The organism is Streptomyces canus 299MFChir4.1 (genome assembly GCF_000383615.1).
GTDB lineage: Bacteria > Actinomycetota > Actinomycetes > Streptomycetales > Streptomycetaceae > Streptomyces > Streptomyces canus_C.
The window spans coordinates 43522-59618 of record NZ_KB911592.1 but is presented as its reverse complement, the minus strand read 5'-3'; the positions used below and the strand labels follow the sequence as shown (position 1 = coordinate 59618).

Annotated in this window: 11 protein-coding genes and 1 pseudogene; 9 read left to right on the top strand and 3 right to left on the bottom strand. The window is 68.8% G+C overall.

The features are described 5' to 3' along the window. Positions 1-135 precede the first annotated feature (135 nt). Complete coding sequence (locus H293_RS0123855; protein ID WP_020120359.1) at positions 136-1701, bottom strand: sigma-70 family RNA polymerase sigma factor; 1566 nt, start codon at positions 1699-1701, stop codon at positions 136-138. Positions 1702-2143: 442 nt separating this feature from the next. Between H293_RS0123855 and H293_RS0123850 the strand changes: the two genes are divergently transcribed. Next, a complete protein-coding gene (locus H293_RS0123850; RefSeq protein ID WP_020120358.1) occupies positions 2144-3577 on the top strand; it encodes a glycoside hydrolase family 43 protein in 1434 nt (477 codons plus the stop codon). Positions 3578-4402: 825 nt separating this feature from the next. Further along, the gene (locus tag H293_RS0123845; protein ID WP_028808130.1) at positions 4403-5440 is read left to right on the top strand and encodes a LacI family DNA-binding transcriptional regulator; all 1038 of its coding nucleotides are present in this window, start codon (positions 4403-4405) and stop codon (positions 5438-5440) included. 592 nt (positions 5441-6032) lie between these two features. On the opposite strand, the gene H293_RS0123840 is transcribed toward H293_RS0123845, so the two are convergent. Together H293_RS0123840 and H293_RS0123835 are read right to left on the bottom strand one after the other, a co-directional pair. Continuing rightward, on the bottom strand, positions 6033-6401 hold the full coding sequence (locus H293_RS0123840; protein WP_020120356.1) for a hypothetical protein: 369 nt from the start codon (positions 6399-6401) through the stop codon (positions 6033-6035). 387 nt (positions 6402-6788) lie between these two features. Next, complete coding sequence (locus H293_RS0123835; RefSeq protein ID WP_020120355.1) at positions 6789-8369, bottom strand: hypothetical protein; 1581 nt, start codon at positions 8367-8369, stop codon at positions 6789-6791. Positions 8370-8909: 540 nt separating this feature from the next. On the opposite strand from H293_RS0123835, the gene H293_RS0123830 reads away from it, so the two are divergent. From H293_RS0123830 to H293_RS0123805, 7 genes and pseudogenes are all read left to right on the top strand, one after another. Further along, the gene (locus tag H293_RS0123830) at positions 8910-9890 is read left to right on the top strand and encodes a hypothetical protein (RefSeq protein WP_020120354.1); all 981 of its coding nucleotides are present in this window, start codon (positions 8910-8912) and stop codon (positions 9888-9890) included. Positions 9891-9959: 69 nt separating this feature from the next. Next, positions 9960-10451, top strand: coding sequence for a hypothetical protein (locus H293_RS0123825; RefSeq protein WP_020120353.1), 492 nt, complete (start codon positions 9960-9962; stop codon positions 10449-10451). A gap of 94 nt (positions 10452-10545) precedes the next feature. Further along, positions 10546-10916 (top strand): annotated as a pseudogene (locus H293_RS60230) (IS256 family transposase); the annotation flags it as partial. Continuing rightward, the gene (locus H293_RS60225; RefSeq protein WP_310591906.1) at positions 10876-11094 is read left to right on the top strand and encodes a substrate-binding domain-containing protein; all 219 of its coding nucleotides are present in this window, start codon (positions 10876-10878) and stop codon (positions 11092-11094) included. The pseudogene H293_RS60230 and the gene H293_RS60225, both read left to right, overlap by 41 nt. Positions 11095-11803: 709 nt before the next feature. Beyond that, positions 11804-12985, top strand: coding sequence for an ROK family transcriptional regulator (locus tag H293_RS0123815; RefSeq protein ID WP_020120352.1), 1182 nt, complete (start codon positions 11804-11806; stop codon positions 12983-12985). Between the two features lie 444 nt (positions 12986-13429). After that, on the top strand, positions 13430-14953 hold the full coding sequence (locus H293_RS0123810) for a sugar ABC transporter ATP-binding protein (RefSeq protein ID WP_028808127.1): 1524 nt from the start codon (positions 13430-13432) through the stop codon (positions 14951-14953). Beyond that, on the top strand, positions 14950-15978 hold the full coding sequence (locus tag H293_RS0123805) for an ABC transporter permease (protein ID WP_020120350.1): 1029 nt from the start codon (positions 14950-14952) through the stop codon (positions 15976-15978). The genes H293_RS0123810 and H293_RS0123805 overlap by 4 nt, the downstream gene beginning before the upstream one ends. Positions 15979-16097: the final 119 nt, after the last annotated feature.

Genomic DNA, 16097 nt, shown 5'->3' with positions numbered 1-16097 from the left:
GTCGAGCAAAGTGGATGATGGGAGAACCTGCGAACGGCGTCAATACTTCGCGCATGATGCGCGATCAGAAACATTCGCAGGCCTTAAACCGTTGCTGCCCCCGTCTGGGCCGGTGCCGCGACGGGGTTGACACTGTCAGGTCCAGGGCGTCACAAGGACGAAGGAGCGGCTGGCCCGGTAGGCGGCCGTGGTCTCGGAAGGGTCGAGCCACATCTGGAGGTTGTCGCGGTGACGGAGGTAGCGACCGGGGTAGTTGTACGACTCGAGGGAGACCGAACCGACCGTGGAGCCGGGGCGGGGGCAGAAAGTGGCGTCCTTCCGGAAGATGGCGGATCGGTCGTCGGTGTCCAGCCGAATGCGGAAGGCGTAGTGGCGCAGATACCTGCCCGTGGCGTCCCTGAGCGAGTAGCAGCGGGCGTCGGCCAGGCCGGGAACGAAGGTGAAGGTGGCCGCTTGACGGGTGGTCGCGGAGCTGGTGGTGCCGACCGGGCCCAGGACGCCGAGTCGGCCGGACTGGCTCACGTAGTAGCCGGGATTGTCGACCGACCGCAGGACATGCCGCCCCGGGAACCGCACCGCAGCCGTCGTCGCCGGGGCCGCTGTGGGCGTCGATGTGGGTGCCGGTGTCCGTGAGGCGGATGCCCTCGGGGATGGCGCCACGGACGAGGCGGCGGGCGACCGCGGGGCCGTGACGGCGGGTCGCGCGGCCGGCTCGTGGGGCCCCGCGGCGGTGTACCAGGCCACTCCGGCAGCCGCGAGCGTGACGGCTCCTGCGGCTGCCGCCGCCGCGGGCTTGGCGGCCAGCCTCCCGATCGTCCGCGCCGTACGGCTCGCACCGCTCGCCGTGCCCGTGCGCGTGCCCGCATCGACGCCCGCCCCGGCCGAGTCCGCCCTCAGCGCCCTGGCAAGGACCAGGCCGGCCAGGCCGACCGGCGCCGGCACCAGCGCGAGGCCGGCCAGCAGCCCCTCCGCCGGTATCAGATCGGACGAGCTCAACAGGCACTGCGGACAGTCGCGGACATGGCGTGCCAGTCGCTTGCGCCACAGCGCGGACGGCCGTCCGTCCCACGAGGTGAGTACGGCGGCCAGGTCCGGGCAGCGCGGCGAGGCCGTCACGGCTCGTACGACGGTGCGTGCCGTCTCCAGCCGTTCCTTGACCCGCTGGACCCGGACGGCGGCATGCTGGGGGGTGAGGCCGCAGGCCACCGAGAGCTCGCCGCGGGTCAGTTCACCGGCGCTCTCCATCCACCACAGCGAGAGCACCTCGCGTTCCTCGTCCTCCAGCCAGCGGGTCGCCTCCACCGCTTCGCGCCGCTGGCCCGACAGCGCGAGCCGGAGAATCGCCAGGTCGGAGAAGTCGGCCTGTGGGACCGGTTCCGAGGCGTTCTCCTCCAGGGATTCCACGGTGAGCCCAGTGCGCCCTCTGCGCCACCGGTCACGGATCTGCCGCACGGTGATGGCGACGAGCCAGGACCGGAACCGGTCCGGTTGCTCCAGTCCCGGCAACCCGTCCAGGACCCGCATCATCGTCTCCTGGACCACGTCGTCGACATCGCTGTGCCCGTCCAGGGCCCGTCCGACGATGTTGTAGACCAACGGCAGACAGTCCCGTACCAGTTGTTCCGAAGCCTGCCGGTCCCCGGCCCGCGCCGCCATGACGACGGTGATGTCCGGCCGTTCCTGTGTGTCCTGCGAGCGCACCCCGCCCCACCTGTCCCGTCGCCTTGCCGATGTCCGCGGGCGACAGTGTGTCAGGAGCGAACCCGGAGGATCTGCCTGGGCGGCTTCTCAGGTGCCGCCCCACGGCCTTCGACCAATCCGTGTTTCCGTGGTGTTTTCCGTTATGCGCGACGCATTGGCGCGTCTCCTGTACGTACGACTCTTGACACCGGCTCTTACCCAGCCCTAACTTTTCGCCGAATTCACGAACAAGGTGCGATATTTCGAACAAAGCGCAGACAAGGATGAGCTTGTCATGGGCATTGCCTCGGCATGAGCCGATGTGGAACAGCTCGTCCGTCGGCTGTTCGCCTCGGCGTCGTCGTCGGCGCCGGTTGGCGTCGGCGGTGCCGGCTTCCAGTGGTCACGCGCCTGAGGCTCGGCTCGCAACTCGTCCCGGCACCCGCAGAAAGACAGGAAACGTATGTCGAGGGCTCTCACCCGGATCGCGGCGATATTGGTCGCCGTCGGCCTCTTCTTCACCTCCCAGTCCCTGACCGCACCTCAGCGCGCAGCCGCCGCCGACCCCGGCTACCTGATGGTGCACTTCACCGGCGAGGGGGCGACCAATCAGCAGATGTACCTCTCGCACAGCACGGACGGCCTGCACTGGAGCGACCTCAACGGTGGCGGCATGGTCCTGCGCTCCACGGTCGGTACGCAGGGAGTGCGCGACCCCGCATTCGTGAGATCCCCCGACGGCAGCAAGTACTGGATCATCGCGACCGACCTGTGCATCAGCTGCGGGCAGACCTGGGACTCCTCCATCAACAACGGCAGCCGCAACCTGGTGGTGTGGGAGTCCACCGACCTGGTCACCTGGTCGAAGCCGTGGCTGCTCAACGTCGCCGGTGCCATCCCCGACGGCCGCAACGCCTGGGCGCCCGAGGCGATCTGGGACCCGCAGACCAACAGCTACGTCCTGTACTGGGCGACGAACGTGCCTCTCGACGGCAAGACAAAGCACCGCATCTTCTACGCCCGCACCAGCGACTTCCGCACCATCACCACCCCGCAGACCTACATCGAGCGCCCCGGCACTCAGGAAATCATCGACACCCAGATCATCGAGATGCCCTCCGGAGTGGGGAACTACCGCTACGTACGCGCCTCCGGCGACGGACAGATCACCCTCGAAGGCAGCAACTCCATCCTCGGAACCTGGACCAAGCTCGGTGACCTCTCCGGCATCGGTCTGACCGGCTCCCAGGTCGAGGGGCCGATGTGGATGAAGTTCAACGGCACCAACAAGTGGGCCCTCTACCTCGACCAGTACGCCACCAGCGGCGGCTACATGCCGGTCGTGACGACCGACCCGTCCAACCCCGCCGCCTACCAGAGGCAGGCGTCGGGAAGCTACACCATGGGCGGCACGAAGAAGCGCCACGGCTGGATCATGAACCTGACCGCCGCCGAGGAGAGTCGCGTGCTGGCCCGCTGGCCCAACATCGCGGCCAACCGACTCCAGTCGTTCAACTTCCAGGACCGCTACCTGCGGCACACCAACTTCGACGTGCGCATCGACCCCGACGTCAGCCCCGTCGAGGACTCCCGCTTCCGGATGCGAACCGGCCTGACGGGCTCGGGCACCGTCTCCTTCGAGTCGGTGAACTACCCCGGATACTTCCTGAGGCACTCCAACTACGACTTCCAGCTGGTCTACAACGACGGCACCGCCCAGTTCGCCGCCGACGCCACCTTCCGCCAGGTCGCCGGACTCGCCGAACCCACCTGGTCGTCGTTCCAGTCGTACAACTTCCCTGACAGGTACATCCGCCACTACGCCTACTACCTGAAGCTCGACCCGATCACCACCACGACAGCACGCAGCGACGCCACCTTCCGTGTGACGAACTGATCGGATGAGGGATGCCGGCGCGTCGGAGAGCGCCGGCATCCCAACCTTCTTCCGTCTCCCCACCCTCGACCAGCTCACTGAACGACGACTGTCGTCTCCACGCCGACCCTCAGCTGGGAAGTGAAGACCCGGAGGGGCGGCCGTCGACCGCACCCCGCACGAATGCCGCGAGCTCTGCGGAGCCCTCGGCCCACCTGACCGTCAGCATGGGCGGCCACAGGGTTCAGGGCGCCCCGTACCCACACCCGACCCGCTTGACCAAAGACATAGGGTCTCGCAGATCGAGAAGCTCGCTGTCGACCGCGGCGAGCAGGATGTCCGGCCGACCACCGACGAGCTGCTGATTCTCCGAAGAGAGAACGCCCAGCTCAAGTGGGCGAGGCGGGTGTGGATGCGCCGTTCCCGGGCGTCAGCTCCGTCCATCCGCACTGGGAGCGGGGCCGCCCCGGAAACACGCCGTGGAGCGTCCGGGCGCACGTTCACCCCTGCTCGGCTTCTGTAGCCGAACGCTCAATCGATGCCACCAAGGCCGCGGATCGTCCGGCTCGACAGGTGCGTCCGGCAGTGCCGAAAAGACGCCGGCCTTTGCCTGCCAGCTGCTGAACACGCCACGGAACGTTTGGTGAGGTTCGTGCGGTTTAGGGCCCCTCAGAGAAGCCACTGCGATCTCCTTCGTTAGGTCCGTTACCGTTAACGTGACCGCTAACGTGATTCTTGCTCAGGGGAGCGGATGCCGTCAACGCCCGCCGCCGGGCGGCTCACGGTGCCGCAGGCCGGTGTGAACCTGATTCACTTGGGCGCAGGGCGGCACAGCAACAGAAGTGAGTGGGCAGCGTGGCCGGACAGCGAGAAACGGAAGACCAGCAGGCGCGAGGTGTGAGAACCGTCAAGCGTGTCACGCTCCGCGACGTCGCTCAGGCGGCAGGCGTGTCTCATCAGACCGTCTCCCGGGCGATCAACGGCAAGGGGGAGATCGACCCGGGGACTCAGCAACGCGTGCTCGATGTCGCAAGGCAGTTGCGGTACCGGCCCAGCCGGTTCGGCCGCGGGCTGGTCCGCCCGGACGTCGTATCCGTCGGGCTCATCGTCCCCGACGTGGTCAACCCCTTCTTCCCGGAGTTCGTGGCAGGAGTGATCGCGGCCGCGGACGCGCGGGACTGGCAGGTGCTCGTCGCCAGCACCGAGAACGACCGGTCCCGTGAGCTTGCCCTGGTCCGCTCACTCGGCCAGCAGGTCGACGCTCTGGTCGGCTACATCACCCATGCCGATGCGCAGCTCGAGCCGTACGCGGGCAACGTGCCGCTGGTACTGGTCGACCGCGGGCTGGACTCGTCGAACCACGCCTTGGTCCACATCGACACCGCGGCCGGGATCCGGGCAGGGATGCAGCACCTCGTCGCCGCGGGTCACCGGCGGATCGGCATGATCGACTGCGAGTGCTTGAGCGCACCGATGGTCCGGCGTCGTACCTTCCTCGAAGTCGTCGGCGAACATGCGCTGCCCGTTGACGAGGATTGGATTGTCATGGCCGAGCAGTCCCCGGCTGGGGGCGCCGCCGCGTTCGAGGCGCTGCATGCCGGGCGACCGGACCTCACCGCCGTGGTCGCCTTCAACGACCTGGTGGCGATCGGCGCGCTCCGGGCCGCCCGCCGGCTCGGCGTCCGCGTACCGGACGACTGCGCGTTGGTCGGCTACGACGGACTGAGCGTCGTCGATCTGGTGGACCCGCCACTGACCACCCTCCATCTCGACAAGCGACGACTGGGCGAGTTGGCCATCCACCAAGTCGACCGACTCCTCGCCGGCGAGTTGCCACCCCCCATCGTCCTGACCCCGAGCTTGACTGTCCGCGGCACGACGTGACCCACCGTCCGGCCGTCGCGTGACGCTGGAATCGGACGTGGGATTAACTGGCAGGACAGATCGGACGTCTGCCGACACTCACACCGGTGATCACGACCAGCAGGCGGGCAGTGTCGGCAACGCGTGTCGGTGGCCGGGCACTGCGCCGTCCGGGGACCCGCCATCGTGGACGGGACCCACTGCCGGCCTGCTCGTGGAAGACGCCTGCTCACCTCTTCCGAACCCACGTCGGCGCAGTTGTGAGGCGGCGTTCTGCGCCAGATTCCGTACCCGGACGCCACTGTGGGTCTTCCGCTCCCTGGCCGTTTGCCAAGGACGCAACCGTCGAGGAGGGCCGACGAGCTGACCGCCGACGAAGACCCTTTCGTCGACGACGTCAGCCCGCCCAGGAGGAGTTGACGTGCCGCCGGCTGCCCTGCTCACGGATCTGTCGTACCGCGGTCGAGTACGCGCCCAGGGCATCCGCATCAACGCCGTGTGTCCCGGTGTCATCGACAGCCCGGTTGATTGTTTGCCCGGCAACCCCACCCCAACGCCGACCAGCAGCCCTGCTGACTGACCGCTCAGCCGTTCCGCACGGGCACTGAACGTCCTATTCGTCGAGGAATTGATATCCCTGGCTCGCGGGCTGGATCATCACCGTGCCGTCGCGGACCTGCCACTCGCTCATGCCGTCGACTTCGTGGCTGACAAAGAACAGGCCGGTGACCAGGTCGCCGTCGTCGTCCGAGGCGGGAATCCGCGCCACGCGCCGCAGTGGGTCAAGGGACCGGTCGACGGACTGAGCCCGCATCTCGGCTCCGAAGAAGACCCAGTTGGTGAAGTTGTACTGCCTCGGCGGAAACGCCCAGCCACCGCTGTACGTCAGGTCGGCGTCGTCCGCCTCGACGATCTCTCTGACCTGGGCGAGCTGCTGGTCGTCGCACTCCAGCCAGCCTCTGATCCGGACGAAGACACCCACGACGATCGCTCTCCCTTCCATTCCGGACGGAATACTCTCACTGACCGGACAGTGGACCGATTGCATCACCGCCAGGGTGTGCCGCCCGCGCCTTCTTCGGCGACCGGTCAGGGCCTGGCGGGCCGCGGTGATGTGATCGGCGGAGGTCTTCGCGCCTGCGTGAACTCCGCCACCTCGCGCAACGACCACGGCCGCTTCATCGACAACACCTCTGGTGCGGGAAGGGGGTCAGCGGTGGACACCACCACTGACCCCCTTCCCGCACCGGCGGCACGGCGTGACGGCGCAGGAGTAGGGGCATGGTCCGGCAGGCCGGACCATGGGAGGTAGGCGTCGCGGCCGACGACTCTCATCGGCCGCTGACGCCTTGTCACGCCGACGGCGGCGTCAGCGGCTGCTCCGGGGCCGTGACCTCCGCGCTGTCAGGAACACCAGCGCGCCGCCCGCCACCAGCAGGACGGCGGTACCCGCCCGCAGCAGGATTCCGTCCGCGCCCGTGGCGGCGAGCCCGCCGCCGGCCGTCGTCCCGCTCCCGGTTCCCACCGCGGAGCCGGACGGGCTCGCGCTAGCCGTGGCCGACGGGGAGGCGGAGGTGCTGGGCGACGGGCTGGACGTCGCCGAGCCGGTGGCCTTCACCGCGATCACGGCGGTGTCATTCGCCGCGTCGTCGTCTCGGTTGGGGTAGTCGGGGTTCTCCACCGCCTTCACGCTGCCCCGCGCGTCAGGGACGACTCGGTCGATCCGCACCGTGAACTCCTGGGTCACGGAGTCGTCCGGCCTGAAGTCCGTGCTGCCGATGTCGCAGGTGTAGCTTTTCGCGCCGGCCTTCTGCGGTGTGCAGTTCCACAGCGGCCCGGGGTCGCCCTGCTCGCCGGGGCCGGGTGCGCCGGTGATGGTGGTGCCTGCGGGCGGGGTCACCACGAAGGTGCCGGAGTTCTCGGCGTCCATCCACCGGAAGTTCATCCGGCCCGGCCCGTTGTTCCGCACGCCCACGGTGATGCTCACGGTCTCGCCGACCTTGCCCTCGACCGTGTCGCCGAGCGCTTGGTAGTCGGCGTGCTGGGTGGTGGCGAAGGTGCCGTACCCGGAGCCGGTGAAGCCGGAGCCGGAGGCGACGGACTTCAGGGCGAGCGGCGCGCCGGTGCCCGTCTCGGGGAAGTCGGACGGGTCGAAGGAGTCGGGCGCGGTGCCGCCGACCGGCCACACGACGTAGGTGTTGTAGCCGTACATCGTGTCCACGGCAGCGGTGTAGCGCAGCGGCGCGTCGGCCTCGTAGGCGGAGCCGGGCGCGACCGGGGTGTCGAACCGGCACCAGGCGCCGACATCGGGTCGGCTCGAGTAGTGGCAGTTGGGGTGTTCACGGGCGAGGGAGACGCCTTCGGAGTCCTGCACCAGCAGCATGACGCCCTTGTCGGCGGGGGCTGAGCCGGTGTTGGCGAAGGCCGGGGTGCGCTCGAAGACGGCGCCGGGCGCGATGCCTTTCAGCGCCGGGTAGGGTCGGCTGACGAGCTTCGGCCCGCCGACCAGGACGTCCGTCTTCCCGGTCACGGTGGGCGCGTCGGAGGCGGTGGCGGTGTAGGTGATGGCACCGGTGTCGCCCGCCTTGGCGGCCGCGGTGGGCTTCAGGAAGAACGGGTCGATCGACTCGCCGCCCGACAGCGGGCCCACGTCACATCTCACCTTGAGGGTGCCGGTGCTCACGCAGTCCCCCGTGACCACCATCGTCGCCTTTCCGGCGAGGGACGACGCGTCGACCGCGACCGAGACGTCATGGGCATCCCCGCCCGAGGCGGTGATGCCGAGGTCCAGGTTCGGGCCCTCGCCCTCGGTGGGGAGGTAGTAGTTCTCCTGGGAGTCCAGGATGAGCGTCGTTCCGGCGGCGTGCGCGGCCGGGGTTGCTACCGCCAGGGCGGCAGTCGCGACAGCGGCGGCCGCCGCTGTCCACCAGGTTCTGCGTATCGTCAGCACACTATGTGGACACGTCAGAAGACCGGAAGGTTGCGCCCGAGCGGCCGTCGTCCGACGGACAGCTTCCGCTCTGGAAGGTTCACCGGGAATCTGCTCAAGTCAGAGGCCGCGTTTGCACAGGCCCCCGCATTCCGTCGGTAGTCCGCGGTTGTTCACACCGCGTCGATCCGGCCTCCGGCCCGACCGGCCCGACCGGGCGGACCGGGCAGACCTGAGCCGGGCAGTGAGGTCGAATGGATCGGTTGATGCTGCGGAGCATCGACACGGTGATGTGGACGGGTTCGCGGCACTGGGGGAGGCCGGGTGCCGGCGGGTGCGGCCGCGCCATCGCGGTCAAGGTGTCGATGCGGTTCGGCGTGGTGCCGAGGACAAGATCCGCGCGGGTGGAGCGGTGCACGAGAAAGACGGTACGTGTGCCGTCCTCGTATGACCGAATGCGCAAGAAAACAAATCCACGGTCCAGGTCATACGGATGTGCCGTCCAGGGCGTCAACGGTTCGTAAGAACAACCCAGTTCGACTTCGCCCGGGGAGGATGCCGATGAAGCGCGCCGACGCCTCACGCTGGACGGTGGTACCGAGTGGCCGCAGCACAGCGCGCGCGAGCACCACGTTGGGTGGGGTCGCCGCACTGGCCTGCCTCGTCCTGACCGGCTGCACGGCAGACACCGATGCGGCCCACCGCACCTCACCGGCCGCACGGGTCGAGGCCGCCACGGCCGACGAGGAGCTCACCGAGGCGCAGGAGCTGCGGATCGCGGATGCCGAGCAGCGGCTGATCAGGCAGTGTCTGAACCGGCAGGGCTTCAGGTACTGGGAGGCGGAGCGGCCCAGTCTGGAGGAAAGTCGGACGCTCGGCTATGTGGCGGACGATGTGGCCTGGGCCCGTAAGCACGGGTACGGCAGCCGGATCGCGGCCAAGGAGGACCGCGCACGGCTCGCCAACCCCAACCTCGTCTACCGCAAAGGTCTTTCAGAAGAGCGGCGCAAGGCGTACGACGACGCTCTGGACGGGGGGATCGACGCACCGGAGATCTCGGCGCAGCTCCCGAACGGTGGCACCATCCGCAGACAGATGGGCGGATGCGTGGCCGAGGCCGAGAAACGGCTGTACGGGGATCCGGTGGTGTGGTTCCGGGCCAACAAGATCGCCTCGAATCTGCAGCCGCTCTACGTCCCCCAGGTGATGCGGGACAAGAAGTTCGTCGCGGCGCTGCACGTCTGGTCGGCGTGCATGCAACGCGCGGGCCATCCCTACAAGGATCCGGGAGCGGCGCGTCAGGCAGCGAAGGAACGGGCGTTGCGCAGCACGTCCGACAAGACGTTCGCAGCCGAGCGACGACTCGCCGTCGCCGATGCCACCTGTGCCCGCACCGCATCGTTGGCAGCCATCGGCAAGGAGCGCGAGGTGCACTACGTGAACGCCTTGCGCGGCCGGTACGGCCAGGCGCTGGACACCAGCCGCCGTATCGAGCGCGAGGCATACGTCCGGGCCGCGGGCATCGTCGGCTCCCGGACCTGACCCTACAGATTTCCGCTGGTCCGACAGAGGATCAGCGCGCCTCGAACGAGGCAGACATAAGGGAGAATCATGCGAAAGTTCGCTACAGCCGCCGCGGTCATCGGCCTGGCGGCACTCGGCCTCGCGGTACCGGCCACCTCCGCTCAGGCCTCGGTCCAGGGAGCCGGTTGCAATGCGAAGTGGCCGGGACGGGACGGGTACGTCCGTGCCTGGGCCGACGCCGACTGCCAGGGCACCCTGCTCGGCGCAACCCAGGGCAACGACGCCGACTGGGGCGACAGCGAAGGCCCGTTCACCGGTGGTGACGCGAACACGGCCTCGTCCGTCATGAACAGCGGAACGATCGGCGGCAAGGACGTCGTTGCCTTCTACTACTGGAGGGGACAGAGCGACGTGGACGGGTACACCTGCCTTGCCCCGGGCGAGAAGTACGCTGACAACCTGACGGACAACAGGTTCCAGAAGCGCGACGGCACCACCGTCGGCCCCGTGGACAACAACATCATGTCCCATGTGTGGGTCACCGCCTCCGCCTGCGCCTCCAACTCCTGGCTCACCTGACCTGGCATGTCACTCACGCCCGGGGGCACCACCGCCCCCGGGCCGCCACCGCTCGGTGCACCGATGCGGCGCGGTGGCGTACCACCGGTGAGCGCAGAGGTTCTCCTCGGCGAGCCTGCCGCCCTAGGCCAGGAAGTTGCCGAAGATGTCCGAGGTGCTGCCACTGCTCTGCCGGCACGGCCTGTCCTGCGGGGGCTTCGTGCCCGCGCAGGAGCAGTTCCCGGGCAGCTCGGCCGGCCTCTCACCGGCCGCGGTCACCTGCCTGACCGTGCGCGTCGTCGGCGCCAAGGAACTCATCGCGACGGCCGACGGTTACCGCGAACCGTCGGAGTCCTGGACGAACCTGCTTTCGGCAACTGGAAGGCGCTCGCCGCGGTCTTCCCCACAACTCGCCCGCAAAGAGGCGGCGTTCACAGAGCCGCGAATGTCCTGGACAGCCTGCCGCAGTCGGCCCAGCCAGCGGCGAACCGCCATCTTCGCCGGGGCGGACATCACCGCCATGGGAGTGCTGGAAGCCCTTGCCGAGGCCGGCCTGTCCGTTCCCGGCGACATCTCGGTGGCGGGCTACGGCAACACGACCTCCGCGTCCTTCGGCCCCGTCTCCCTGACCAGCGTCGACCAGGCGGGCCCACGAGATCGGTGACAGCGCCGTACGCCTCCTCCCCTGGAGCGGATCGCCGACCGAGTGACTCGCGGTCGAACAAGTCGAGGTGCACGGAGCCGGATGCGGCGAACATGCCGCGGACCCGCCCGGTGAAGCCATCCCGGGACCTCCGTCGAGAAGTTCTTGCCGTCCAGTGAGGCGCGATCTCGGCGAAGGAGTCGTCCGGTACCTCGAATCCGATCGAAACGGTGCCCGGACCAACGGCGACCAGCACACCGTCGCGAAGTACATCTCGCTCGACAGGATGACGCCGGGTGCACGGCATGGAGCAGGATCGGAACGTCAGCCGCCGAGCCAGGCCTTGACCTTGCCGGGGTTCGCGTGGACCACTGCACGGCCGTTGCCTGCGGGCGCGCATACTGGCCCGGGTCTGACTGCGGCCCATGCGATCACCGAGACCGCCGCCTCGGATTGCCGCTCCAGTGCCCCTTCGCATGAACTCGTCGCGCGTGGCCGCGGATGCCCGTGACACGGCAGCGTGAGAGGTAGGTCTCGGCCGGTCCGGCTCGCGCAGGCGTGACTCTCAAACTTTGTCCTGCATGTGGAGAAAGAAGGGTCCAACTCCTGCATAAGTACTTCCCAGTCTGGAAAATCGTTGTTACGTTCCTCTCCGACAGCCTGACGACGCAGTGGGCGGAGACGGGCGTCCGGGACCCAGGCGGGGATGAGGGGAGGGATCGTGAGACGGATGACTGCTCGGCCTGAGAACACCCATCAGGCGCGGCTGCTTCGTCTGCTGCGTGACAACGGGTCCAACTCCCGTGCCCAGCTGGGCGATCTGGTCGACCTGTCCCGTTCGAAGCTGGCAGTCGAGGTTGACCGGCTGCTGGAGACGGGACTGGTCGTCGCGGACGGGCTGGCCCCGTCCCGGGGCGGCCGCCGGTCGCACAACATCCGGCTCGCGCCGACGCTGCGTTTCCTCGGTGTCGACATCGGTGCCACGTCGATCGATGTCGCCGTGACGAATGCGGAGTTGGAGGTCCTGGGGCATCTGAACCAGCCGATGGACGTCCGCGAGGGCCCGGTCGCGGTGTTCGAGCAAGTTTTGGCGATGGCGGCGAAGTTGAGGGCTTCGGGGCTCGCGGAGGGGTTCGACGGCGCCGGCATCGGCGTCCCGGGGCCGGTCCGCTTTCCCGAGGGCGTTCCGGTGGCTCCGCCGATCATGCCGGGCTGGGACGGCTTTCCCGTACGGGAGGCGCTCAGCCAGGAACTCGGCTGCCCGGTCATGGTCGACAACGACGTGAACCTGATGGCGATGGGGGAGATGCACGCAGGTGTCGCACGCTCCGTGGGCGACTTCCTCTGCGTCAAGATCGGTACCGGCATCGGGTGCGGCATCGTCGTCGGTGGTGAGGTCTACCGGGGCACAACCGGCAGTGCCGGCGACATCGGTCATATCCAGGTGGAACCGGAAGGCCGTGCGTGTGTGTGCGGCAACCGGGGCTGCCTGGAAGCCCACTTCAGCGGTGCCGCGCTGGCCGCTGACGCGGAGCAGGCCGCGCGTGAGGGCCGCTCGGCACACCTCGCCGCCCGGCTGGAGACAGTCGAGCGTCTGACGGCCGAGGACGTGTCGGCTGCCGCGGCGGCCGGGGACCCGGTGGCTCTGGAGCTGATCCGCGCGGGCGGGAAACGCCTGGGGCAGGTCATCGCAGGGCTCGTCAGTTTCTTCAATCCGGGACTGGTGGTGATCGGTGGCGGCGTGACCGGACTCGGACACACGCTGCTGGCCAGTGTCCGGACCCAGGTGTACCGGCAGTCGTTGCCGCTGGCCACGGGCAACCTGCCGATCGTGCTGGGGGAGTTGGGGCCGGCTGCCGGAGCCATCGGCGCGGCCCGGCTCATCAGCGACCATGTCTTCTCACCTGCCTGACCGTTGCCCGACCCCGTCGGCAGCGGAACAACAGGCGCGCCGGTGCAAACCCGGTGGCGCCACCCGATCAAGTGCCACCCGATCAGGTGCCACCAAGCGTCAGCGCCACCTCCTTGGCGATCCCGCACACCCGGTGCGCCGCGGCAACCCCGTGACGTCCCGGCAACATCAGCAGAGCCACCGGCGCACCAGTAGCGCCACCGCGACAGCCACAGCACCGCCGTAACCGCCCATGAAGCGTCGGCGGCCGTCACCTCCTGCACGCCTGCACACCTGCACGCCTGCATGGTCGCCGGGCGCTCAAGGCTGCCCTGCCCTGCCCTTCACAGTCTTTGTGCCGGCCCGGCGCACGCGACGCCAGGGGCTCCCAGAGCCGCCCACATCACCGAGACATCCAGCCCAGCCCTGCCCACTCACGGCCCGTATCCGACGAGGGGATTTCTCATGGCACCACAACCACCCCTGCTCACCATGTCCGGTATCACCAAGTCGTTTCCCGGAGTCCGGGCCCTGGACGGCGTGGATCTCGAGGTCCAGACCGGTGAAGTGCACTGTCTGCTCGGCCAGAACGGGGCCGGGAAGTCCACCCTCATCAAGGTGCTGGCCGGTGCTCACCAGCCCGACAGCGGTGAGATCACCTGGCGCGGTGAGCCCGTGACCCTGGGATCGCCGATCGCCGCCATGCGTCTGGGCATCGCCACCATCTACCAGGAACTCGACCTGATCGAGGGGCTGTCCGTCGCGGAGAACGTCTTCCTCGGCCATGAACCCACCGCGGCCGGGTTCGTGGTGCGCGGCTCCGCCGCCCGTACGGCGACCGCGGAGCTGCTGAAACGGCTGGGGCACTCGGAGATCGATCCGACGCGGCTCGTCGGTGAGCTGTCCGCGGCGCAGCAGCAGATCGTCTCGATGGCCCGTGCGCTGTCCCACGAGGTCCGGTTGATCGTGATGGACGAGCCGTCGGCGGCGCTCGACCCCGAAGAGGTGGACAACCTGTTCAGGATCGTGGGCGATCTGACGGCCGACGGTGTCGCCGTCATCTACATCTCCCACCGTCTTGAGGAGATCCGGCGCATCGGCGACCGGGTCACGGTCCTGAAGGAGGGCCGGTCGGTCGCGGGCGGTCTGTCTGCCGAGAGCACACCGACCCATGAGGTCGTGGCCTTGATGACCGGGCGAAACGTGGAGTACGTCTTCCCCGAGCGGCCCGAGGCCGGGTTCGCCGCGGAGCGGGAGCCCGTACTGAAGGTCGAAGGACTGTGCAGGGCAGGGGAGTTCGCCCCCGTCGACCTGGAGCTGCGGCCCGGTGAGATCGTCGGCCTGGCCGGGCTCGTCGGTTCCGGGCGCAGCGAGATCCTGGAGACGATCTACGGCGCCCGCAAGCCCGACGAAGGCCGTGTCCTCGTCGACGGCACACCCCTGCGCCCCGGAAGCGTCCGCGCCGCGGTCGGCGCCGGCATCGGTCTCGCGCCCGAGGAACGCAAGGCGCAGGGCCTGCTGATGCTGGAGTCCGTCAGCAGCAACGTCTCGATCTCCACGCTGTCCCGGTTCGCCCGCGCGGGCTGGCTCGACCGTCGCACCGAGCGGGCCGCGACGCACCAGGCGGTGCGGGAACTGTCTCTGCGGCCGGACAACCCCGACGCCGCGATCAGGACCCTGTCCGGCGGCAACCAGCAGAAAGCCGTACTCGCCCGCTGGCTGTTGCGGGGCTGCAAGGTGCTGCTGCTGGACGAGCCGACCCGGGGCGTCGACATCGGCGCCCGGGCGGAGCTCTACGCAGTGATTCGCCGGCTGGCGGACGAGGGCCTGGCCGTACTCCTCGTGTCCAGTGAGGTGCCCGAGGTCCTGGGGCTCGCCGACCGGGTGCTGGTGCTCCGCGAAGGCAGCGTCGTGCACATGGCGGACGCCCAGGAGCTGGACGAGCACCGCGTACTCGATCTTGTGATGGAAGGGAACCCGACGCCATGACGCAGCCGTCCACCGCCGCGCACAAGGACGCACCGACGTCCGCGACCAAGTCCGCGGGGGAGCAGCGCAGTTCGCGCCGATCGGGTCCGTGGTGGGACGTGCGCACGCTGTCCTTGCTCGGCGTTCTCGCCGTCCTCGTGGCGGTCGGCGGGATCACCGCACCGGACGAGTTCCTCGCGACGAGCAATCTGCAACTCGTCCTCACCCAGGCGTCCGTGATCGGCGTCGTCACCGTCGGCATGACGTTCGTCATCACCAGCGGCGGCATCGACCTGTCGGTCGGCGCGATCGTGGCACTCGCCTCGGTGTGGGCGACGACCGTGGCCACCCAGGAGTTCGGCTTCGCGGGCATCCTCTTCACCGCGGTGATCGTCGGTGTGGGCTGTGGCCTGGTGAACGGTCTGCTGATCGCCTACGGCAGGATGGTGCCGTTCATCGCGACGCTGGCCATGCTCGCCTCCGCCCGGGGCCTCGCGCTGCAGATCACGGACGGCAGCACGCAGATCGTGAGCGTCGCGTCGGTGCTCGATCTGGGGGCCAGGGACTCCTACGTCCTCGGCATCCCGCCCCTTGTGCTGATCTTCGCCGCGGTCACCGTCATCGGCTGGCTGGTGCTCAACCGCACCACCTTCGGCCGCCGCACCGTCGCGGTCGGCGGCAACGCGGAAGCGGCCCGGCTCGCCGGTATCGACGTGCGCCGCCAGCGCCTGTACCTGTACCTGCTGTCCGGGCTGTGCTGCGGTGTCGCCGCGTTCATGCTGATCGTGCTCGCCGGCTCGGGGCAGAACACCAACGGCAACCTCTACGAGCTGGACGCCATCGCCGCGGCGATCATCGGCGGCACGCTGCTCAGCGGCGGCCGCGGCACCATCATCGGCTCCGTCCTCGGCGTCCTGGTGTTCACCACGATCACCAACATCTTCGCTCTGAACAACCTCGAGACCGCTGTCCAGCAGATCGCGAAGGGCGCCATCATCGTCGCCGCCGTGCTGGTTCAGCGCCGCTCGCTGCACGGCGACACCTGACACCGTGCAGCGCACGCCGGACGGCGGCCCCTGACACCGCCGTCCGGCCCCCACCTCCTCCGTCGGACGCACACCGTCCAGTCGGACTCCATGTGACGCACACCGCCCAGTCGAAGGGT